The 20,267-nt window shown below is 60.8% G+C and carries 22 protein-coding genes, 1 tRNA gene and 1 rRNA gene; 9 read left to right on the top strand and 15 right to left on the bottom strand.

Annotation, left to right across the window (positions count from 1 at the left end; translation table 11 throughout):
* The first annotated feature begins 133 nt into the window (after positions 1–133).
* Positions 134–249: ribosomal RNA gene (gene rrf / locus F568_RS0114700) — 5S ribosomal RNA — on the top strand.
* 148 nt (positions 250–397) lie between these two features.
* Here rrf and F568_RS0114705 read toward each other — a convergent pair.
* From F568_RS0114705 to F568_RS0114720, 4 genes are all read right to left on the bottom strand, one after another.
* Positions 398–1,987, bottom strand: a complete 1,590-nt coding sequence (locus F568_RS0114705; RefSeq protein WP_019019510.1) for an ABC-F family ATPase — start codon at positions 1,985–1,987, stop codon at positions 398–400.
* Positions 1,988–2,212: 225 nt separating this feature from the next.
* Positions 2,213–3,037, bottom strand: a complete 825-nt coding sequence (locus F568_RS0114710; protein ID WP_019019511.1) for a Tim44 domain-containing protein — start codon at positions 3,035–3,037, stop codon at positions 2,213–2,215.
* A gap of 92 nt (positions 3,038–3,129) precedes the next feature.
* Positions 3,130–3,912, bottom strand: a complete 783-nt coding sequence (gene yaaA, locus F568_RS0114715; RefSeq protein WP_019019512.1) for a peroxide stress protein YaaA — start codon at positions 3,910–3,912, stop codon at positions 3,130–3,132.
* 94 nt (positions 3,913–4,006) lie between these two features.
* Positions 4,007–5,038, bottom strand: coding sequence for an NADP(H)-dependent aldo-keto reductase (locus F568_RS0114720; protein WP_019019513.1), 1,032 nt, complete (start codon positions 5,036–5,038; stop codon positions 4,007–4,009).
* A gap of 223 nt (positions 5,039–5,261) precedes the next feature.
* On the opposite strand from F568_RS0114720, the gene F568_RS0114725 reads away from it, so the two are divergent.
* Both F568_RS0114725 and F568_RS0114730 read left to right on the top strand, forming a co-directional pair.
* A complete protein-coding gene (locus F568_RS0114725) occupies positions 5,262–5,765 on the top strand; it encodes a tetratricopeptide repeat protein (protein WP_019019514.1) in 504 nt (167 codons plus the stop codon).
* Between the two features lie 130 nt (positions 5,766–5,895).
* Positions 5,896–6,396 (top strand): 3'-5' exonuclease family protein, encoded by a 501-nt coding sequence (locus tag F568_RS0114730; RefSeq protein WP_019019515.1) that lies wholly within the window; start codon positions 5,896–5,898, stop codon positions 6,394–6,396.
* A 14-nt stretch (positions 6,397–6,410) separates the two neighbouring features.
* Here F568_RS0114730 and F568_RS0114735 read toward each other — a convergent pair whose 3' ends face one another.
* The 8 genes from F568_RS0114735 to F568_RS0114770 all read right to left on the bottom strand — a co-directional run bounded on the left by F568_RS0114735 (position 6,411) and on the right by F568_RS0114770 (position 11,163).
* Positions 6,411–7,382 (bottom strand): NAD(P)H-quinone oxidoreductase, encoded by a 972-nt coding sequence (locus tag F568_RS0114735; protein ID WP_019019516.1) that lies wholly within the window; start codon positions 7,380–7,382, stop codon positions 6,411–6,413.
* Between the two features lie 26 nt (positions 7,383–7,408).
* Positions 7,409–7,960 (bottom strand): LOG family protein, encoded by a 552-nt coding sequence (locus tag F568_RS0114740; RefSeq protein WP_019019517.1) that lies wholly within the window; start codon positions 7,958–7,960, stop codon positions 7,409–7,411.
* Between the two features lie 91 nt (positions 7,961–8,051).
* Positions 8,052–8,573, bottom strand: coding sequence for a DUF501 domain-containing protein (locus F568_RS0114745; protein WP_019019518.1), 522 nt, complete (start codon positions 8,571–8,573; stop codon positions 8,052–8,054).
* Positions 8,542–8,874, bottom strand: coding sequence for a hypothetical protein (locus F568_RS0114750; RefSeq protein ID WP_019019519.1), 333 nt, complete (start codon positions 8,872–8,874; stop codon positions 8,542–8,544). The genes F568_RS0114745 and F568_RS0114750 overlap by 32 nt, the downstream gene beginning before the upstream one ends.
* A gap of 56 nt (positions 8,875–8,930) precedes the next feature.
* Complete coding sequence (gene ybaK, locus F568_RS0114755) at positions 8,931–9,398, bottom strand: Cys-tRNA(Pro) deacylase (RefSeq protein ID WP_019019520.1); 468 nt, start codon at positions 9,396–9,398, stop codon at positions 8,931–8,933.
* On the bottom strand, positions 9,395–9,805 hold the full coding sequence (locus F568_RS0114760; protein ID WP_019019521.1) for an acyl-CoA thioesterase: 411 nt from the start codon (positions 9,803–9,805) through the stop codon (positions 9,395–9,397). The genes ybaK and F568_RS0114760 overlap by 4 nt, the downstream gene beginning before the upstream one ends.
* Positions 9,806–9,857: 52 nt before the next feature.
* Positions 9,858–10,673: a hypothetical protein gene (locus F568_RS0114765; RefSeq protein WP_019019522.1), complete on the bottom strand. Its 816-nt coding sequence runs from the start codon at positions 10,671–10,673 to the stop codon at positions 9,858–9,860.
* A 64-nt stretch (positions 10,674–10,737) separates the two neighbouring features.
* A complete protein-coding gene (locus tag F568_RS0114770; protein ID WP_019019523.1) occupies positions 10,738–11,163 on the bottom strand; it encodes a hypothetical protein in 426 nt (141 codons plus the stop codon).
* A gap of 41 nt (positions 11,164–11,204) precedes the next feature.
* Between F568_RS0114770 and F568_RS0114775 the strand changes: the two genes are divergently transcribed.
* The gene (locus tag F568_RS0114775; protein WP_019019524.1) at positions 11,205–12,356 is read left to right on the top strand and encodes a MalY/PatB family protein; all 1,152 of its coding nucleotides are present in this window, start codon (positions 11,205–11,207) and stop codon (positions 12,354–12,356) included.
* Positions 12,357–12,408: 52 nt separating this feature from the next.
* Here F568_RS0114775 and F568_RS0114780 read toward each other — a convergent pair whose 3' ends face one another.
* Entirely contained in the window at positions 12,409–13,233 is an 825-nt protein-coding gene (locus tag F568_RS0114780) for a tetratricopeptide repeat protein (protein WP_371827862.1), read from the bottom strand.
* 197 nt (positions 13,234–13,430) lie between these two features.
* Between F568_RS0114780 and F568_RS22970 the strand changes: the two genes are divergently transcribed.
* On the top strand, positions 13,431–14,246 hold the full coding sequence (locus F568_RS22970; RefSeq protein WP_019019526.1) for a DUF3750 domain-containing protein: 816 nt from the start codon (positions 13,431–13,433) through the stop codon (positions 14,244–14,246).
* A gap of 65 nt (positions 14,247–14,311) precedes the next feature.
* Here the strand turns inward: F568_RS22970 and F568_RS0114790 are convergent.
* A tRNA-Met gene (locus tag F568_RS0114790) sits at positions 14,312–14,388 on the bottom strand.
* Positions 14,389–14,548: 160 nt separating this feature from the next.
* On the opposite strand from F568_RS0114790, the gene phbB reads away from it, so the two are divergent.
* Positions 14,549–15,295 (top strand): acetoacetyl-CoA reductase, encoded by a 747-nt coding sequence (phbB, locus tag F568_RS0114795; RefSeq protein ID WP_019019527.1) that lies wholly within the window; start codon positions 14,549–14,551, stop codon positions 15,293–15,295.
* 63 nt (positions 15,296–15,358) lie between these two features.
* Here the strand turns inward: phbB and F568_RS0114800 are convergent, their stop codons facing one another.
* A complete protein-coding gene (locus F568_RS0114800) occupies positions 15,359–18,127 on the bottom strand; it encodes a DUF349 domain-containing protein (protein ID WP_019019528.1) in 2,769 nt (922 codons plus the stop codon).
* Positions 18,128–18,359: 232 nt separating this feature from the next.
* Here F568_RS0114800 and minC point away from each other — a divergent pair, with 232 nt between their 5' ends.
* From minC to minE, 3 genes are read left to right on the top strand one after another with little or no spacing between them, the layout of a single operon-like run.
* Positions 18,360–19,097, top strand: a complete 738-nt coding sequence (gene minC / locus F568_RS0114805; RefSeq protein ID WP_019019529.1) for a septum site-determining protein MinC — start codon at positions 18,360–18,362, stop codon at positions 19,095–19,097.
* A 45-nt stretch (positions 19,098–19,142) separates the two neighbouring features.
* Complete coding sequence (gene minD / locus F568_RS0114810; protein ID WP_019019530.1) at positions 19,143–19,961, top strand: septum site-determining protein MinD; 819 nt, start codon at positions 19,143–19,145, stop codon at positions 19,959–19,961.
* Positions 19,958–20,212, top strand: coding sequence for a cell division topological specificity factor MinE (gene minE, locus F568_RS0114815; RefSeq protein WP_019019531.1), 255 nt, complete (start codon positions 19,958–19,960; stop codon positions 20,210–20,212). Before minD ends, minE begins: the two co-directional genes overlap by 4 nt.
* Positions 20,213–20,267 lie beyond the last annotated feature (55 nt).

A 20,267-nucleotide genomic window follows, 5' to 3' on the forward strand; every position in this document is an offset into this window, starting at 1 on the left:
AGGGGCCTTGAGAGGCCCGGGTAGTGGTCGCCACGACATACGGATACGCGAGTCGTATCGCCAGTCAGCTTGATCACGTTGTAAAGTGCACCGTTTCCGGGTGCTGCGCCACGCGCAGCATGCCACAGTTACGCCTGACGACCATAGCGAGCGGGTCCCACCTGACCCCATGCCGAACTCAGCAGTGAAACCGCTCAGCGCCGATGGTAGTGTGGGGCCTCCCCATGCGAGAGTAGGTCATCGTCAGGCATCTTTTCGAAAACCCCAGCCAGCCGGCTGGGGTTTTTTCGTTGGGGCGGGAAAAACAGACACGTACAGGCGCTGCAACAGTCCAGCGTGATAAAGCCAAGCCGTGCTCAGCACGGCTTGGCCATTGATGAAGATCTGCGAATCGACGTTACCCGTGAATTCCTTGGCTTCTCAGATAGTCGTCATAGCTCCCACTGAAGTCGACGATACCGTCAGGCTTCATCTCAATGATGCGTGTAGCTAGTGAGCCAACGAACTCACGATCATGGCTGACAAAGATCAAGGTGCCAGGATAGTTATCCAGCGCCAGGTTGAGCGCCTCGATAGACTCCATGTCGAGGTGATTGGTGGGCTCGTCCATCACCAGAACGTTGGGCTTCTGCAGCGTCAACTTGCCGAACAGCATACGGCCCTGCTCGCCGCCGGAAATCACTTTTACCGACTTACCGATGTCATCGTGTGAGAACAGCATGCGCCCGAGCGCAGCGCGGATGGCCTGCTCCCCATTTGTCGTCCACTGGCTCATCCACTCGAACAGCGTCTCCCCACCTGCAAAGTCGGCGGCATGATCCTGGGCGAAGTAACCGACCTCGGCGCTGTCGGTCCATTTCACCTCGCCGCCATCGGGGAGCATGGTACCGACCAGGCAGTTGAGCAGGGTAGTCTTGCCGATCCCGTTGGGACCGATGATGGCGACGCGCTCGCCGGCCTCGATCTGCATGCCGAAGCGCGCAAACAGCACGTTGTCGCCATACGCCTTGGTAATATTGTCGACAGTCAGCGCATGGCGGTGGATCTTTTTGTTCTGCTCGAAACGGATGAAGGGGCTGACACGGCTAGACGGCTTGACCTCCTCGAGCTGGATCTTGTCGATCTTGCGCTGTCGCGAGGTAGCCTGCTTGGCCTTGGAGGCGTTGGCCGAGAAGCGGCTGACGAAGGTCTGAAGCTCGGCGATCTCAGCCTTCTTCTTGGCGTTGTCGGCCTGCAGACGCTCACGGGCCTGGGTGGCGGCGATCATATACTCGTCGTAGTTGCCGGGGAACAGCTTGAGCTCCCCGTAGTCGAGGTCCGCCATGTGGGTGCAGACGCTGTTCAGGAAATGACGGTCGTGAGAGATAATGATCATCGTTGAGCTGCGCGCCTTGAGCACCTCTTCCAGCCAGCGGATGGTATTGATGTCCAGGTGGTTGGTCGGCTCGTCGAGCAGCAGCACGTCAGGGTCACTGAACAGCGCCTGGGCGAGCAGTACACGCAGCTTCCAGCCGGGGGAGACAGCGCTCATGGGGCCGGTATGCTGCTCGAGAGGAATACCCAGCCCGAGCAGCAGCTCGCCGGCGCGCGACTCGGCGGTGTAACCATCAAGTTCGGCGAACTGGGTCTCCAACTCGGCCACCGCCATGCCGTCCTCCTCGCTTATCTCTGCCTGAGCGTAGATTCGCTCGCGCTCGGCGGCGACGCGCCACAAATCGGCGTGCCCCATGATCACGGTGTCAATGACGCGCTCGTTCTCGAATGCGAACTGATCCTGGCGCAGCTTGCCGAGGCGCAGGTTCTGTTCGATCATCACCTGGCCGCTTGAGGGCTCGAGATCACCGCCGAGGATCTTCATAAAGGTCGATTTGCCACAGCCGTTGGCACCGATAAGGCCGTAACGGTGGCCGTTGCCAAATTTGACGGAAACATTTTCGAACAGGGGTTTGGCCCCGAACTGCATGGTGATGTTGGCGGTGGCGATCAATGCGGGCTCCAATGCATCGACTGATGCCTGGCGGCGTCAGCGATGAGTGTGAACGGGTGGGAAAAGGGCGCGATTGTAGCGGGTCCGGCGAGGAAATGGCAGACAGTGCGCAGGTTTCATGCGGCTTGCCGCCGAGCATGAGAACCCTACTGCTGGCACGAAAAGAGCCGGGCCCTTGGGCCCGGCTCTTTATTTTATTGTATTGCTACGACGTTTGAAATGAGCTCAGGAAGCCGTGTTCTGCTCGATACCTTGAACGTACCACGGCGCACCATCACGCAGATCACGCACCAAGTGCCAAGTCTCGTTGAACTCATTCTGCTCGCCATTTTCATCTATGAGGCCGTGGAATAGCACCGTGGCTTCAGCCTGGCGGCCGACCTCACGAACATCGCCTAGTTCTGCGAACACGCGCAGGACTTCGGTGCGGTTATTCGCTGGCTGGTTGGCGCGTTCTTCGCGCAGCAGATTGTAAAGCTCAGGCGTCACGTATTCCTGAATACTGCTGAGGTCATTGTTGTCCCAGGCGCGCTGCAGGGTCATGAAGTGCTCCTTGGCCCCGCCCAAGAAACGCTCCTTATCGAACCAGGCAGGAGACGCTGCGGCACCGCCGCCGAGGCTGCTTGCCGTGAAGGCCTGTGTCGAGTTGTCGGTACGGGTCTGCGGTTGGTGGTCGTGAGCCTGGGGACCACCGGCCGGTGCAGGCTGGCGACGCTTGCGGAACAGACGGAAGGCCAGCCAGATGGCGCCTGCAATTAGCAGCATATCCACTAGGCGCAGCTCATCGAAGGCGCCGCCGAAGAACAGCGAAGCCAGTAGACCGCCGGCTAGAAGGCCTGCGAAGGGCCCGGCAAAGCGTGACAGACCTTTGGATGGCTGGCGAGAAGGCGTTGCAGTGGCCGTGCGGTTAGGCGCAGCGTCTGTGCTGTTCGCTGAGCGCGAGTAGGTGCCGAAGCTCTTGCCGCCGCCCATTCGCTTGGCCTCGGCGTGGTCGACAGCGAGGCCGAAGCCGAGCAGACCGACCAATAGCATGACAAACAGGTTTCGCATGTGGTGTTGTCTCCCGAAGGGTAATGAAAAGGCTGGGAGCAGTTTAACCCCCAGCCTTCGTCCCTGTCCCTATTCCTGCACGATAAGACATCTCAAGCGGGACTTTGTTCCTCGCGGGTAAATATCCAGGTATCACCCTGGGAGAGCGTGGGGTTGAAACGATAGCCGTCGACATCGAAGTCCTTGAGACCTTCCGGGGCATCGACCCGCTGTTGAATCATCCATGCACTCATCAGGCCGCGAGCCTTCTTGGCATAGAAGCTGATGATCTTGTATTGGCCGTTCTTGGCATCCTTGAAGACCGGAGTAATGACCCGAGCCGACAGGCGTTTGGCGTCGATGGCCTTGTAATACTCGTTCGAGGCGAGGTTGACCAGAACGGGCGTGCCGCTTTTGGCGATGGCAGTGTCCAGGTCCTGGGTAAGCTGCGCTTTCCAGAAAGCGTAAAGATCCTTGCCGGCATTATTGGGCAGACGAGTCCCCATCTCCAGCCGGTAGGGCTGGATCAGATCGAGTGGGCGCAGCAGGCCATACAGGCCGGAAAGGATACGCAGGTGGTCCTGGGCGAAGGCATTGTCCTGTTCACTGAAGGAGGCGGCATTCAGCCCTACATAAACATCACCCTGAAAAGCCTGAATGGCCTGTTTGGCGTTCTCGAGGTCGAAAGGCGGGGCCCATTCGGCAAAACGTGCGGCATTGAGGCCGGCCAGCTTATCGCTGATGCCCATCAGTTCGGCAATCCGCTGCGGTGAGTAATCGCGCAGGATGTCTATGAGCGCCTGGCTCTGTTCCAGGTAGTCGGGCTGGGTGTGGGTTCGAGTGGTCGGAGGCGTTTCGAAATCCAGCGTCTTGGCCGGGGAGATCACGCTCAGCATGTAAGAGGGCTCCTGCGTCTTGTGTCATGGCAGGCAAGAGTATACCAAGCGGCGTAGCGAGGGCCGATGCAGCCCCCGCTATCACGCTCATAGTTCAAGGACTGGGATTGGAAAGTCGGCGATGCACCGCGTCGATTTCCTCGAGTACGGTCTGGTCGAGCGACAAGTTCTCGCTGGCCAGGTTACTTTCCAATTGCTCCATGGTGGTGGCGCCAATGATATTGCTGGTCAGGAACGGGCGCGAGTTGACGAACGCCAACGCCATCTGCGCTGGATCAAGCTCGTGCCGGCGCGCGATATCGACATAGGCGCGGGTGGCTTCATTGGCCACGTCCGAGGTATAGCGCTTGAAGCGTTCGTACAGGGTTAGACGACCCTTGGGTGGCTGAGCGCCATCGAGATACTTGCCAGACAGTACCCCAAAGGCCAAGGGGGAATAGGCGAGCAGGCCAACTTGCTCGCGATGAGCGATTTCAGCCAGGCCGACCTCGAAGCTGCGATTAAGCAGGTTATAGGGGTTCTGTACGCTGGCGACGCGCGGCACGCCGATCGTGTCGGCGAGGTGCAGGCTGTGCATGACGCCCCAGGGTGTCTCGTTGGACAAACCGATGGCGCGTACCTTGCCGGCGTCGACCAGCTCTTTGAGAGCCGATAATGTCTCGGTCAGGGGCGTGGCAGCCTCTTCCGGGTCAGGCTCATAACCAAGCTTGCCGAAGAAGTTGGTGCTGCGGTCCGGCCAGTGCAATTGATAAAGGTCGATGTAATCGGTCTGCAGACGCTCGAGACTGGCATCGATCGCCTGATGGAGATGTTCGCGGGTCAGACGCGGTCCGCCGCGGATATGTTCCATACCCGGTCCGGCCGCCTTGGTGGCAATCACTAGGTCGTCACGCTTGCCACGTGCCTTGAGCCAAGTGCCGATATAGGCCTCGGTACGCCCTTGAGTCTCGCCCTTGGGCGGGACCGGATACATCTCGGCGGTGTCGATAAAATTGATGCCGAAATCGACGGCGCGATCGAGCTGCTCGTGAGCCTCGGCTTCGGTGTTTTGTTCACCGTATGTCATGGTCCCCAGGCAGAGTCGAGTGACATCGATCCCCGTCCGGCCAAGTGGTCGTTTCTGCATCCTGCAGGCTCCAACTATGTTAGGGAAACAGGCATGGTAGCGGGGGCTGGAGAAAGCGGCAAACGAGGGTTGAGTCGGGCTTGCGGGGGGCGTATGCTTGCCCACCGTTGATCCGGCAGAGTCCGGATAATTGGCAGTAAGGAGATGGAACGTGGAATGGCTCTGGATAGGGGCTATATTCGACGTTGTCACCCTAGGCAAACTGGATTGAAGGTTCTTAGCCATGCCGCAGGCATCTTCCCTGTTTACCCGGCTTGAGTATCGACTGGCTGAGCAGTTGTTCCAGACTCGCTGGCTGCCGCGCTCGCCGCGTACTCAGCGTCTGACCATGCATCTCTTTCATCGCTGTGCCGAAGCCGGGCACACAGCGGCGCTTTCGGTGTATGGCAACATGCTGTTCCATCGTGGGATTACGCCGCAGGATAAGGCGCGTGGTGCCCGCTATGTATTGCAGGCGGCTCAGAGTGGTGATGCTGAGGCCCAATACCAGGCTGCGCTGATCTATGAGCATGGCTGCGCTCAGTATCCGCGACGCCACGATCATGCCGTGACTTGGTACGCGCGTGCCGGAGAGGCTGGCCATCGTCTAGCAGCCAAACGCCTGGCCCAGGCCTACCAGCTGGGCGAGCTCGACCTGATTGTCGATACGCACCGTGCCGCGCACTGGCAGGCACTCGCCGAGCAGCCGAACTATAACACCGAGGTACGCGATCCACAGATGCACTGAGCGCCGTGTCAGGCCCTGTGGCTGCGTTTAATCCGACGCCAGGCAAATCCGGGCATTAGCCCGGATTTCATGTTTTCATAAGCAGGGTCTACAGCCGAATCGTCTAGCCCGAACCAGATAGGAATGTGATGTGACGCTGCCCATCCTGCTCGATATCGAAGCGTCCGGTTTTGGCCGGGGCAGCTATCCCATAGAGGTTGGCTTGGCGAGAAGCGATGGCACTACCTGCGCCTTTCTGATTCAGCCGATCGCGGAATGGACTCACTGGGACCCCAAGGCCGAATTGCTGCACGGGATCTCACGAGGGCGTTTGCAGCGCGAGGGGTACCCCATCATCGAAGTGGCTCGCTGGCTCAACGACGAACTCAGCGAGGCCGGGATCGCCTACAGTGACAGCTGGGGCTACGACAACACATGGCTTTCATTACTGTTTCATCATGCCGGAATGCTGCCGCGTTTTCGCCTTGAGGCCCTGCGCCGGCTGCTCAGCGACACGCAGCTTGCTCTCTGGAAGCGCACCAAGGAAGCCTTGATCGAAGAGCGTGGAATCCGTCGCCACCGGGCCGGTGAAGATGCCCGGTTGCTGCAGTTGACCTACCTGCGGACTCTCGACTCGGCAACGTGCCGCTAGCCTCATCCGGTCGGCTATCCCTCGCCGCTTACCGATAGTAAAACCTTGCCGATACTGGCATTGCTTTCCAGATAAGCCATGGCGTGTTCGGCGTCCTGAATTGGCCATTCGCGATCAATCAACGGACTAAGTTCGCCGCGTGCCAGACGTGGCCAGACATGGGCAAACAGTGCATCAAGTATGGCCCCCTTGGCCTGTGGCGTCTTGCTGCGCAGTGTCGAGCCTATCAGGCGTTGACGTTTCATCAACATGCGACCCATATCCAGCTCGGCGGTGCGCCCGCCCATCAGGCCGATCAGGACCAGGCGCCCGTCCATGTTGAGGACCTGTTGATTGTCAGCCAGGTAGCTGGCTCCGACCGGGTCGAGGATCATGTCGGCGCCGCCCCAGTCCTTCACAGCCTGAACGAAGCTTCCTTGATGCCGGTTCCAGCCGGCATCGGCACCCAGGGATAGGCACTTCTCCAACTTGTCGTCGCTTCCCACGGTCACGAAGCAGGGATGCCCGAAGGCACGACAGAGCTGGATGGCTGTCGTTCCCACACCACTTGCCCCGGCATGCAGCAACACGCGCTCTCCCTGCCGCAGCGCCCCCTCCATGAATAGATTGAGCCAGGCCGTGGCGAACACCTCGGGTAGCGCCGCTGCCTCGCGCAGCCCATAACCTTGGGGCAGCGATAGCACCTGAGCCTGGTGCACGACGACGTCTTCGGCGTAACCGCCACCGGCGAGCAGCGCGCAAACCTGCTGGCCGACATCGAACCCATCGACCCTTGCCCCTTTTTCGACGATCGTGCCGCTGACCTCCAGTCCGAGAATCTCAGAAGCGCCGGGAGGCGGGGGATACTGCCCCGCACGTTGCATCAGGTCGGCCCGGTTCATTCCGGCCCAGGCGACCTTGATGCGCACCTCATCGGGGCCAGGAGCAGGCAGAGGCGGGTGTTCCGTCCAATGGAGCGATTGTTCGTCGAACGTGATGGCGTACATGGCATCTCCTTGTGCCGTGAATTTCCTCAGGCCGGCTTGAGGTGGGCTTCGAGGCTCTCTAGCAGAGACTCGGATGTGCGGGCATGCCGGAGCTGGGCTCGCGTCCGCGCCGCGAGGAAGCCGGCGTCGACGGCATTGTCCAGAAAGCTTAGCAGGGGCTGATAGAAGCCAGCGACATCGAGCAGGCCCACCGGCTTGTCGTGCAAGCCGAGATACTGCCAAGTCCACACTTCAAATAGCTCTTCCAGCGTACCGATCCCGCCAGGCAGCGCCACAAAGGCGTCGGCATGTGCAGCCATGCTGGCCTTGCGTTCGTGCATGTTGTCGACACGAATCAGTTCGCTCAGGCCAAGGTGGGCCATCTCTCGATCGACGAGGTGATGCGGCATGACGCCGATAACCTCGCCACCGGCCTCCAGGGCAGCATCGGCGACGGCGCCCATCAGGCCGATGCGGGCACCGCCGTAGACCAGGCCCAGGCCTCGCTCGGCAAGGCCGCGCCCCAGCGCAACGGCGGATTCACGAAAGCGGGGATCGTTGCCTTCGCGCGATCCCAGGTAGACACAGACTCTCGGCATGGGGTCTCTCCTTGCGAAAGGGCTGATCTTAGCATTGCCTGCAACGAAAACGGGCGCCGCAAAGGGCGCCCGTATTATCGACCGGCACGGATCAGGGCAGGCAATCGATGAGGCCGTATTCGGCATCCAGCCACTGCCCGATGACATTATCACCGCAGAGATGGTGGGCATACTGGGTATGAAGGCAGCGTACCTGATCCCAGTTGGCGATCCCACCGATGCCTCGCTCGTGGAACAGCGAGGTATAGCCTTGGCGTTCGGCCTGATCACGATGAGCCTCGCTCATGTGATGCCAACGCTGGGCAACGTAGTCCTCATGACTGCGATGGTAGGCGGCCAGGAACTCGGGATCGTCCTGCAGGCGAGCCTCGAGTTGCTTGATCACGCCGCTGGCCTCGATGCGCGATAGCTCGACCTTGAGTAGCCCGGAAGTCAGCCAGTACAGCGTGGGGAAAGGCTTGTCGTCGACGATGGACTCCATGCGCAGCACCAGAGGTATGCCTTGGCCATCGGTGGCGGTCACTGCCTGGATGCCGCGCGGGGCTCTGCCAAGCTGTTCGGCAATGATCGCCAGTTGTGTGTCAGTGGGCGTCTGGTCGGTCTGGATCAACATCGTTTCCGGGGTCCCGCAGAAATTTGTTGGAGTGCGCCACACCGCGGAAAAATGCCTGATTGAGCTGAATCGGGGTGGGCACATAGCCCCACTCACGCTCGCAGTAATCATTGGCGCGCGCGATCAGGACGTCGTATAGGCGATTGAACGGGGCATCATAATCGTAAGGATCATCGCCGAACAAGCGGATATGCGGGTAGTCCGCAAAGCGCGCAATGAAATAACGTTCCAGATCGGCCTCGACGGCTCGGTGACGTTCGATATTGTCTGGCGAAATCCACAGATCGTAGCGAATGGCCATGCATCGGCTCCGGCTGGACGGCGATATATGTTTGACAACGAGGAAGGATAAAAGGCTCAACGGCGTGCCAGTGGTGCCAGGCGTGCCTGGGTGAGCCGTTGTAGAACCGTCGGAGCGAGAGCGATCTCCAGGCCGCGCCGACCAGCACTCACGTGTATGCAAGCCAGGTCAGCGGCACTATCGTCGATAAAGGTCGCCAAGCGTTGTTTCTGGCCCAAGGGACTAATGCCACCTACTACATAACCCGTGGCGCGTTCGGCCTCAGCGGTATCGGCCATGACGGCCTTTCTGCCATTTGCCGCCCGGGCCAGCGCCTTCAGGTCGAGCATACCCGAGACCGGCACGACGGCGACCGCGAGCTTTCCGTCGATCTTCGCCAGGAGTGTCTTGAAAACGGTATGTGGCGCCAGGCCGAGCAGGCGGGCGGCTTCCTCGCCATAGGCGGCGCTCGCGGGATCATGCGGATATTCGTGCAGCTCGAAGGTGACCTTGGCACGCTTGAGCGCCTGCACAGCCGGTGTCATGCGCCGGCCTCAGCCGTCTCGACGAGATGTGCTGCCAAGGCATGGCGTATCTCATCAGGCAAGGGCGCAGCACGCTTGTTCTCATGATCGTAGTGCACCAGCACGGTATTGCCGCGCGCGCCCGGGCGGCCTTTCTGCCAGGCTTCCTGAGTCACTGTGAACGAGCTGTTGCCGAGTCGCGAGATCCAGGTACGGATCTCGATATTTTCGCCATAGAATAGTTCCGCCAGGAACTCGACGTCGAGTCGGGCCATGATTAGCGCCCACTTGCGCGGGTCGAGGTCGGGAGTGAACAAGCGAAACAGATCGTTGCGGGCCAGTTCGAACCAAGCCGGCAAGCGTGTGTTGTTGATGTGGCCCAAGGCGTCGGTATCGTAAAAGGCGGGCTCCAGAGTGCGGGTGAACATCGCGAATCCTTGTCGAATGGCACCTCAGAATGCCGCCCGATCAAACGCTAGGTCAAGCGTTGGCGGGTAGGCGCGAACGCTGCCAGTAGGCCTGCAGCCGCGTCCACAGCAACAACCATACGGTGGCCACGGCAAAGCCTGCCAGCGTACCCAGCGTCAATCCCAGCGTGGGGTATGTCAGCGATACGCATAGTGCGTAGCAGAGCAGAGAACCGAGGCCGGCCGGATAGTGCTTGATGACTGTGGCGACCGGTGCCGGGCCATGCGTTAGATGCAGAATCACCAGAAAGGGGTACATGGTGACCGGAAATGCTGCCAGCAGCCCTGCCCAGGCTGAGGGTAGGACATGTGCCAGGCCGGTAATCGTAAAGATGATCGCCGCCGCCAAAAGGGCGCGGAACAGCACGCTGGTCCATGAGGCGCGCCCGCGGGTGCCGGTGCGACGGTCGGGGACTTGACGGTAGAGCCAGGTAAATATCCCGATGGCCACCAGTGTGGTCAGTGTGCCACCTAGACGGTCGAACTCGATCGTGGCCAATACGGTGCTTGCCGCAAGCCAGCAGGCCAAGCCGCCCAAGGTACCGGTCAAGACACCTGGCAGGCCTGCACGTCGCCCGCATAGCAGGTATCCACCTCCCAGGGCCAAGGTCGCGGTGAATCCTGCCAGCGTGTGAACGGCGCTGTCGGCAGCAAAGCCGGGCGAAATCTCTAGCCCGATGAAAAACAGAGCAATGGCTGTGCCCAGCGGATAACCGGACAGCAGACCGGCAACGCGCGGACTCAGGCGTTCGGCAATGGCCGCCAGACCAAGCACGACACCGATCGAGACCACCAGCTTGGCGACCTGCCAGGCAAAGGGAACGTCCAAGAACGACTCCAGGGCAGAAACGGATAGGCCCCGCCATAGGATCATGCCCAGGCGGCTAGCCCGACTATATCAGACGTTGAGACTGCTGGTCGGCCCAAGCCTGCTCAAGCGCGGGCGTCAGGGGTTCATGCAGATGATCTGGCAGGGCCTCGCGCGCCTGCTCGAAAGTTTCGAAGCTGCGGTTGCGCAGCCAGCAGTAGGCCCAGGCACAGGCTTCCAGCTCATCCTGCGGTACCGGCCGGGACGGTATTTGCACCAGCAGAAACAGCGCGCTGCGCATGGCCCACTGCGGCGGTTGGGCATCGCTGCTCCACGCCGCCAGGGTCGCTCCGCTGGGCGTATCGTCGGGTTCGCCCAGGTTGGCCAGGCGGGCCGTATCGGCGAGTATTTGTGCCAGGCGGTCGGGATCGGCCTGGCCGACGAACATCCAGTGTCCAACCAGACGAGGTCCACCGCGCATGGCCTTGGCATAAAAGGGGCTTTCAGGCATGTTCTTCCTCAGGAATAACAGAGTTTCGACATGGAGAGACCATGCGTTTCGATTTTGCCACGTCTATCGACCGCCGCCAGTACCCATCTCAGAAATGGCAGCGCTATGCAGCGGATGTCTTGCCACTGTGGGTTGCCGACATGGATTTCGTGTCACCGCCGGCCGTGGTCGACGCCTTGAGCGAGCGAGTCGCGCATGGTGTGTTCGGGTATGGTAGAACGCCGGACAGTTTGCGCCATGTACTGTGCGAATGGAGCCGGCAACATTATCACTGGCCAATTGACCCTGCCTGGCAACTGTGGCTGCCGGGCGTCGTACCGGCATTGCATCTGGCCAGTCTGGCCTTGACCGAGCCGGGCGAGGGGGTATTGACCGTCACGCCCATCTATCCGCCGTTCCTCAAGGTGGCCGAACGTACGGGGCGGCTGCCGCAGACCGCGAACCTGGCCGAGCCGATCTCCGGTGACGAGACCTGGCGGCTTGACCGCGACGCCCTGGAGGCAGCCATCACGCCAGAGACCCGGCTGCTACTGTGGTGCCACCCGCACAACCCGACCGGACGTGTCTGGCATCATGAGGAACTGGCAATTCTCGCCGAGTTGGCCGAACGCCACGATCTGATCGTTGTTTCAGATGAGCTGCACTGTGATCTGATACTAGATGGCGAGCGGCACCGCCCCTTGGCGGCAGCGTTTCCCGAGTTGGCCAAAAGGGTCATCACGCTCTGGGCACCCTCGAAGACGTTCAATCTGGCCGGCCTGACCTGTGCCTGCGCCGTGGTTCCCGATGGCAAGCTGCGGCGCCGGTTGCAGGAGGCCATGCGTGGCCTGATGCCGGATATCAACGTGCTTGGCCTGTTAGCCGGTGAGGTGGCCTACCGTGAGGGTGAGCCGTGGCGCCAGGCGCTGCTCAAGGTATTGCGAGACAACCGCCGTTGTCTCGGCGAGCACGTGGCACAATGGCCGGGTGTCACCTACCGCGAGCCGGAATCCACCTACCTGGCCTGGCTGGACCTGCGAGAAACGGGACTGGGCGAGTCGCCCCAGCGGGTACTGCTCGACCGTGCCAAAGTCGCCTTGTCGGATGGTGCCGACTTCGGCTGGCCCGGTTTCGTACGTCTGAATTTCGGGACACCCATGGCCCAGTTGCAGCAGGCGTTGGAGCGCCTCGATACGGTGCTTCGCGGGGCATGACGAGGAACGGCGGGCCTGGGCCCGCCGTTCGAAAATTGCCACCGTTGTCGTATCAGTACAGCAGGGCAAATAGCCTGCGCCGGTAGGCGACTGTCAACGGATGATCGGCGCCAAGAGCATCGAAAACACGCAACAAGGTCTTGCGTGCCGCATCGTCGCCATAGGTACGGTCGCTTTTCATCAGCGCCAGTAACGCGTCCAGGCCGGTTTCGTATTGTCCGTCGGCTACTTGCCGCAAGGCACGGCGATACTGGGCTTCGCTATCGTCGCGCCCCTCCAGGGTAGCCATCTCTTCGGCGTCGGGGGCTTCTTCGCCGAACTCGATGCGGGCACGCACGCCACGTGCCTTGGCACTGTCGCGATGCTCGGGGGGCAGGTTGTCAAGAATCGCCCGGGCTTCCTCGGGGTTGCCCTCAGCCAACACCGCACCAGCCAACCCGATCTGGTAATCGTGATGGTCGGGGTATTCTTGGCTCAGCTGTTGATAGATGGTGCGTGCTGTTGCCGCATCGCCAGCAGCGAGCGCGGCCTCGGCCTGCTCTTCGGGGCTGGCTGGCGCATCCTGGGGAGCTTCGATGTACTGGGCCAGCCATTCACGGATCTGCCGCTCGGGCAGGGCGCCCTGAAACTGATCGTATAATTGACCCTGCATGATCAGTTTGACGTCGGGAACCGAGCGAATCCCGAGCTGTGCTGCAATCTGTTGATGCTCCTCGATATTGAGTTTGGCGAGAACGAACGCACCGGCATACTCGTGAGCGAGCTTCTCCAGTATCGGCATCAGGTTCTTGCAGGGTTCGCACCACGGGGCCCAGCAGTCGAGAAGTACGGGGGTCTTGACCGAGCCTTCCAGCACGACCTGCTGAAAATTGGACATGTCGACGTCGACAATGTAGCTCGATGGGTCGGCCTGCGTGGCGCTCGGTTGTTGCGAAGCCTCGGGCGTGCTAAGCGGGGCTCCAGTATGGGGATCGACAATCGGCATAACGCTTGGCTCTATTGAGAGTGGGTATATCTCTCCAGATGCGGGCCGACAAGCAAGGATTCAAGGGGAGGGCACCCATGAAGGGTTTAATGAACCTCTGTCTGCGCAGCCTTGCCGTGCTGGGGCTAGTCGGAATTTTAATGCTGGGCGGGCCACTGGTCATGCTGGCTGGCCCGACTATTGACCTGAACAGCCACTGGTCGACCGCGGATCGCTCGGTGGCGGGGTTGGCCCCAACTCCCGAAGAAGCCCACGAAGCCGTGGTACAGGTGTATGCGGCGCGCGCTTTCAATTGGCGAGGCGCTTTCGGCGTCCATACCTGGATTGCCACCAAGGCTGAAGGCGACACGTTCTACCGTGTCTACGAAGTGACCCGCTGGCGTGGGGCGGTGCATGTTTCCCGCCAGCGGAGCCCCGATCGGGCCTGGTATGGCAACCCACCACAACTTCTGGCCAGCTATTATGGCGACGCAGCGGCACGGCTGATTTTGCCTATCGAAGCGGCGGCCGCTGCCTACCCGCGTGCCGGTCAGTACCGTATCTGGCCCGGGCCCAACAGCAACACCTTTACGGCCTGGATAATCCGTCAGGTACCCGGTTTACGGGTGCACCTTCCACCTACGGCGATCGGCAAGGATTACCTGATTGATGGCTGGGCCACGACGGCGCCCAGCGAGAGCGGCTATCAGATTGCGTTGGGTGGCCTCGTCGGGATTCTGGTAGCGCGTGATGAAGGCGTAGAGATCAACCTGCTGGGGCTGGTCTTCGGTATCGATTATGCCGTGCCGGCGCTCAAGTTCCCTGGCATTGGTCGCCTGGGATTCGAGTCGCCAGCTCTGGGGCGCTCGGGAGATGGCCAAACAGGTAGCAGCGTTGAATCGACAGCAGCATTAAGTGCACGATGACATATTGTGCATACTGAGGAAACGGCAAAGAAAAAGCCGACCCTATTGGATCGGCTTTCAATATTTGGTAGCGGGGACCGGATTTGAACCGATGACCTTCGGGTTATGAGCCCGACGAGCTACCAGACTGCTCCACCCCGCATCAGACTGTGGAGCGTATTCTACGGATTTTTTGCCTTGGGTCAAGTATTCAATACTCGCACAGCCCAGTAAAACTCGACCATACTTTGTTGGAGGGAGGCCGGACGGCTAATGCGCCTCTCGTTCTCCATAACAATCGTCATGACTCAGGGGGAGAATATATGACACAAACAGCATCCGTGGCGTGGGTAACCGGCGGTACCGGCGGTATTGGTTCGGCCATTTGCCGCGAGCTGGCCAAGGAGGGCTATCTGGTCGTGGCGGGTTACCACAATCCCGATAAGGCAAAAGCCTGGCTTGAAGGCCAGCGCGCCGATGGTTACGAGAACATCGTCCTGTCCGGCACCAACCTGATCGACTATGAGGATTGCGAGGCCGGCGTGCGCGAGATTCGCGAGAAGTACGGACCCGTTAGCGTTCTCGTCAATTGCGCAGGTATCACCCGGGATACCACACTCAAGAAGATGAGTCCCGAACAGTGGCGTGAAGTCATCGATACCAACCTCAACAGCGTGTTCAATACCTGCCGCTGCGTGATCGAGGACATGCTTGGGGAGGGCTACGGGAGAATCGTCAATATTTCCTCGATCAATGGGCGTAAGGGCCAGTTCGGCCAGGCCAACTATGCCGCCGCCAAGGCGGGTATGCATGGGCTGACCATGTCATTGGCCCTGGAGACCGCCACCAAGGGAATTACCGTCAATACCCTGTCGCCTGGCTATATTGCCACCGACATGATCATGAAGATTCCCGAGAAGATTCGAGAGTCGATTCGCGAGACGATTCCCGTCAAGCGCTATGGCACCCCAGAAGAAGTGGCCCGTGCCGTGGCGTTTCTGGCACATCGCGACTCCGGCTACATCACGGGGGCCAATCTGGACATCAACGGTGGGCAGTTCATGGGCTAAACGGACAGTCGCCCTGCAAGCCAAAAAGAGCAAGCCGTTCGGCCTCGCTCTTTTTGCATTTGGCTAGGATGAAGGCAGGCGGGCCAGTTGGCTGAGATGGTTGTCGAGCTCACCCGCCTCACGGGACCATAGCGAGGGGGCGACTGGCCCTGTGGCCAGGATACCGCACAGGATGTCGTGCAGTTCCCCAGCCTTGGAGAGTTCACGCTCACGAGATTCGTTGAGTCGCTCTACTTGAATGGCCAAGCGGAGCGGCTCGTCGGCGCGTTCGACTCGTGCCCCGGCCAACAGGGCGAGATGGACACGCAGGCGGCCAAGCTGCTCCGCGACCTGCTCCGCCGGGAGTGGCGCCTTGCGTGCAGCATTGCGCTGCTCGTGGGCAGCCAGCATATCGCGGTCAAGCCCGGGCATGGCCTCGACCACCATCGCCTCGTGGCCTTCCAGTTGCTGGGCGTCAGCCTCCAGGTGCCGGTCCAGTAACGGGCGAAGTTGCTGCCAGCGTTGAGCTTCTTCGCTAAGCGATAGCCGCAACAGTTGTTCTCGGCGCGCGCGAATAATGCCATTCCAACGCCGGCGCATGCCTTCACTGCGCCGGCCGGCGGGGAGTGGTTCGAAGCTTTCGGCCTCGTTAATGGCCTGTTCCAGCACGTTTGCGTCCTGGCTGGTGGTTGGTTGCCAGGCATCGATTCGCTCGATCAAAGCCTGCATGGCGTCGAGATGTTCTCGGGCGCGTTGAGCTCGGTCGTCTCGTTCACTCTCGCGCGCGGCGAAGATGTTGTCGCATAGGCTGCGGAATTCACGCCATAACGCCTGCTCTTCACCTTTTGGGGCGCGGCCTAGTTCGCGCCAGCGTCGCTGCAGTCCCTTGGCATGTTCGGCGCGCTGGGCGGCCGTACCTGTGTCGTTCTGCAGCTGCCGGGCCTCCTCGACCAAGGCGCGCTTGGCGGCGGCGATTTCCTGGGCGCGCTGATCGATTAGGGTCTGCAGCGCGTGACGGATGTGGCCGAAACGCTGCCCCACCTGCTCGGCTTGATCGCGTGGAACGGGAGAAAAACGGCGCCACTGCTCCCTGGCACGATCGCGAATCTGTCGTAGAACATCGGGGTCAGCGCTGGGGTCAGGGTTGTCGACCAGGGCTTCCAGCTGCTCGCACAGACCTTCGCGAGCCTGCAGGTTGTGTTGACGCTCTTCATCGCGCGCTTGGCGCCAGGGCCCCAGGCGCTCATGAATACGGTCAGAGGCAGCGCGGAAGCGATTGGAAAGCTCTCGTTCGGCAGCGGCATCGCCAAGGTTCTTCCAGTCCTTGACCAGCTGACGATGGCGACGATCCAGTTCGGCATCGAGCAGTGTCGTGTCCTCGGCCAGTTCTTCGATAGCCGAGCACAGTTGGTTGCGCTTGGGGCCTGCCACAAAGCCCCGCCAGTCACGAAGTTCGGCCAGCTGTGCCCCAAGGCGCTTGAGTGTCGGCTGTATCGATTGGCGCTGATTGGCTGGCAAGGCATCGAAGCGCTGGCGCAGGCTCTGATGGAGACGGCTGGCCCGTTTGAATGCGCCCTGCTCAAGCAGTTTCTCCAACTCGGCCAGATCCTGACTGACGCGCTCCGCCTGTGGCGGGGTGGAAGTCTCGGCAAGACGCTGGGTCAGCTGGTTTTTCACGCGTCGTAGCAGTGGCGACGGCGGAAGGTCGCTTGGCCAGTCAATGCCATCCAGCACATGGCGCAGGTGGTCGTTGTCCTGTTGCTCGATGCCTTCACGCAGCGCATCGGTCTTCTGTTCCAGGCGTTCCCAAGCCAGGCGGATTCGCTCGTGTTCTTCCAGTACAGCCGTGTAGCGCTCACTCAGTGCTTGGCTAGGCACGTGTTGTTCGGACAACGTCTGCCAGCGGTTGGCCTGCAGGCGCTTGTGGGCGAGCAGGCTATCGATGTCCTGTTGGGTAATTGCATCGCCCTGACGTAATCCGGCCACCGACTCTTCGAGCGCCTCGACCAATGCCTGCCGCTCTGCTTCCGCATCGTTGCGCTGCTGGTCTGCCGTCTCGATTGCCTGGTGCTGTGCTTCATGATCGGTGATCACCTTGCGACAGCGCAGACTGGCTTCTTGGTAACGGTGCTCCTGCTCGGATGTCGGGAGGTCGGAAAGGCGCTCCCATTCACGCTTAAGGTGTCGATAGCGACCGGCATAGAGCGGTTCCCAGGCGTGCTGGGCATGCTGTTCCAAGGCCTCCAGGATGCGCTCACGTTCGATGCGCTGCGCCTCGGCCTGGGAGGCATCCTCACGTAACCGGTTGAGCCGATCGCGGGCCAGGCGCGTCACATGCTTGTCACGCCGGGCCTGGCGGGCCAGCTGGGTCAGGCCCTCCTCGGACGTGACCCGCTCGGCCGCGGCATGGCGTACGGCAGCGATGCTATTCTCGCAAGCCTGGTGGATCAGGGCGGGTTCATCATCCAGGCGAGCCAGTGCCGATAGACGTAGCTCCTGATTATCGCCCTGCATTGCCAGTTCGGCGAAAAGTGCCGGATCGTCGATGCGATCGAGCAGGGCCAAGCGCTCGCCCAATGGCACGTTGCCGACCTGCCCGGTCAACACTGCCTTCAGGTGGGCGCGGAGCTCAGGAGAGTCCTGGTTGGCGCGCAATGCCAGAAGACGAGCAGGGTCGCCGAGCCGAGCCAGCGCCGCCTGGCGTACGCCGGGGTCGCTGTCGCTCGCCAGCTTCTCCAGGCGCTGGAGATCACGGGGCTGTCCTGCATCGAGGCGCTCGATGGCCTGGCGTCGAACCGAGGGGTCCCGGTGTTGCCAGCGAGGACCGAATAAGCGTTCAAAAATTCCTGACATGAGAGAACAGGCATCCCTGAAAAGATATAAATAAAGAAAGAGTGGTTGTTGTCGCGCTCCGGTGTCCTACCGACAGGCGCATCCTGCTATCTAAGCATGTGCATCGCCGAGGGAAAAGCCTGGGCGTCTGCGTCCAGCGACACTGACAAGTCGGTGGGGCTGGGCGTATCATCAGTTGCAGCCAGGCAGCCCCTCGCTTAGCTTAGTGACATTACCGACGCGGAGACCGGCAATGAGCCTCAACGTGGACAGGGCAGGTACGGCCTTTTCTTTCAAGGGTGGCATGCTGCCCATGACGGTCATGGAACTGACCAGTGCAGATCCCGAGCAGATACGCGAGCAACTGGCCGGCAAGGTCAGCCAGTCGCCAGCCTTCTTCCAGCATACCCCAGTGGTGTTGAGCGTGGAAAAGCTCTCCGAACCTCACCTGGCGCTGGAGCGGATCTGTGCCGTCTGCCGTTCACACAAGCTGTTGCCGGTTGCCGTGCGTGGCGGGGCGGATCCCATCAAGCAATCAGCCTGGGCCTTGGGCCTTGGCTGGTTTCCGCCCCAGGAAGAGCGTGTGCGCAACCTCGAGAGCGTATCGCAATCACTGCCCGAGGAGGCATTGCCGAGTCCGGCGCCGGCCGGTACTGCCCCGGTTACCAATCGCATCCATCGCGGTACGGTTCGTTCCGGCCAGCAGGTCAGTGCGGCGGAAGGCGACCTGATCGTGCTCGGCTCGGTCAATGCTGGCGCCGAGGTGCTGGCTGGGGGTAACGTCCATGTCTATGGGGCGCTGCGTGGCCGCGCCCTGGCCGGGATTCACGGCGACCGCGAAGCGGGAATATTCTGTCATGAATTACATGCCGAGTTGCTTTCCCTGGCCGGGAATTACAAGCGTCTTGAGGACATCGATCCTCAATTGCTCGGCAAAGCGGTTCAGGTGCGTCTCAACGACGACCAGTTGACCATAGCACCGCTCGTTTGAACGAACGCTCAATGATCATCAGAAACTAGCAACAGGAAGCTTACCTTGGCCAAGATTATTGTAGTGACCTCCGGCAAGGGCGGGGTCGGCAAGACGACCAGTGCAGCAGCCATCGCCACCGGGCTGGCACTGCGCGGCAAGAAAACAGTGGTGATCGATTTCGATGTGGGTCTGCGCAACCTGGACCTGATCATGGGCTGCGAACGTCGCGTGGTCTACGACCTCATCAACGTGATCCAGGGCGAGGCGGGGCTCAACCAGGCCATGATCCGCGACAAGCGGGTGGATAACCTGCACATCCTGCCTGCGTCCCAGACTCGCGACAAGGATGCCTTGTCTGCCGAGGGCGTCGAGAAGATCCTCGACGCTCTGTCCAAAGATTTCGACTATGTGGTTTGTGACTCGCCGGCAGGTATCGAGCGCGGCGCTCAACTGGCCATGTACTATGCTGATGAGGCCGTGGTTGTGACCAACCCCGAAGTTTCGTCGGTGCGCGACTCGGACCGGATCCTGGGTTTGCTGGGGTCGAAAACCCGGCGTGCCGAACAAGGGCAAGATCCGGTCAAGGAGCATCTATTGATCACACGTTACGATCCGGAGCGGGTCAATCATGGCGATATGCTGAATCTGGAGGACATCCAGGAGATCCTGTCGATTCACCTGATTGGCTTGATCCCTGAATCCGAGGCGGTGTTGCGGGCCTCGAACCAGGGCGTGCCAGTCACCCACGACCAGAAGAGCGATGCCGGCCAGGCGTATGTCGACACCGTTTCGCGCCTGCTTGGTGAGGACATCCCGCTGCGCTTTCATGAATACCAGAAGAAGAGCCTGCTCTCACGCGTATTCGGAGGAGGTCGTCGGTGAAGTTACTCGAATTCCTGAAGCGTGAACGCAAGAAGTCAGCGTCCGTCGCCAAGGAGCGTCTGCAGATTATCGTGGCTCATCAGCGCAGCCAGCGTGATCAGCCCGATTACATGCCGATGCTCGAGCGCGAACTGCTGGAAGTTATCCGTCGCTACGTCAATGTCGATCAGGACGCCATCAATATCAGCCTCGATCGTGAGGATGATTGTTCCGTTCTCGAACTCAACGTAACGCTCCCGCGTAGCGGCTGAGCGTCGGCTCCAGCTGTGCTAGTCTGGTCGCTTTCGATTGGTGTGGAGAGCGGTC

Origin of the sequence: Modicisalibacter luteus DSM 23508, from assembly GCF_000378505.1 — a bacterium.
GTDB classification, from domain to species: Bacteria; Pseudomonadota; Gammaproteobacteria; order Pseudomonadales; family Halomonadaceae; genus Modicisalibacter; species Modicisalibacter luteus.

Coding starts and splice junctions, on each gene's coding strand:
- F568_RS0114710 (WP_019019511.1), bottom strand. CDS start 3,037: ATGCGAAACCTGTTTGTCATGCTATTGGTCGGTCTGCTCGGCTTCGGC.
- yaaA (WP_019019512.1), bottom strand. CDS start 3,912: ATGCTGAGCGTGATCTCCCCGGCCAAGACGCTGGATTTCGAAACGCCT.
- F568_RS0114720 (WP_019019513.1), bottom strand. CDS start 5,038: ATGCAGAAACGACCACTTGGCCGGACGGGGATCGATGTCACTCGACTC.
- F568_RS0114725 (WP_019019514.1), top strand. CDS start 5,262: ATGCCGCAGGCATCTTCCCTGTTTACCCGGCTTGAGTATCGACTGGCT.
- F568_RS0114735 (WP_019019516.1), bottom strand. CDS start 7,382: ATGTACGCCATCACGTTCGACGAACAATCGCTCCATTGGACGGAACAC.
- F568_RS0114740 (WP_019019517.1), bottom strand. CDS start 7,960: ATGCCGAGAGTCTGTGTCTACCTGGGATCGCGCGAAGGCAACGATCCC.
- F568_RS0114745 (WP_019019518.1), bottom strand. CDS start 8,573: ATGTTGATCCAGACCGACCAGACGCCCACTGACACACAACTGGCGATC.
- F568_RS0114750 (WP_019019519.1), bottom strand. CDS start 8,874: ATGGCCATTCGCTACGATCTGTGGATTTCGCCAGACAATATCGAACGT.
- ybaK (WP_019019520.1), bottom strand. CDS start 9,398: ATGACACCGGCTGTGCAGGCGCTCAAGCGTGCCAAGGTCACCTTCGAG.
- F568_RS0114760 (WP_019019521.1), bottom strand. CDS start 9,805: ATGTTCACCCGCACTCTGGAGCCCGCCTTTTACGATACCGACGCCTTG.
- F568_RS0114770 (WP_019019523.1), bottom strand. CDS start 11,163: ATGCCTGAAAGCCCCTTTTATGCCAAGGCCATGCGCGGTGGACCTCGT.
- F568_RS0114775 (WP_019019524.1), top strand. CDS start 11,205: ATGCGTTTCGATTTTGCCACGTCTATCGACCGCCGCCAGTACCCATCT.
- F568_RS0114780 (WP_371827862.1), bottom strand. CDS start 13,233: ATGTCCAATTTTCAGCAGGTCGTGCTGGAAGGCTCGGTCAAGACCCCC.
- F568_RS22970 (WP_019019526.1), top strand. CDS start 13,431: ATGAACCTCTGTCTGCGCAGCCTTGCCGTGCTGGGGCTAGTCGGAATT.
- phbB (WP_019019527.1), top strand. CDS start 14,549: ATGACACAAACAGCATCCGTGGCGTGGGTAACCGGCGGTACCGGCGGT.
- F568_RS0114800 (WP_019019528.1), bottom strand. CDS start 18,127: ATGTCAGGAATTTTTGAACGCTTATTCGGTCCTCGCTGGCAACACCGG.
- minC (WP_019019529.1), top strand. CDS start 18,360: ATGAGCCTCAACGTGGACAGGGCAGGTACGGCCTTTTCTTTCAAGGGT.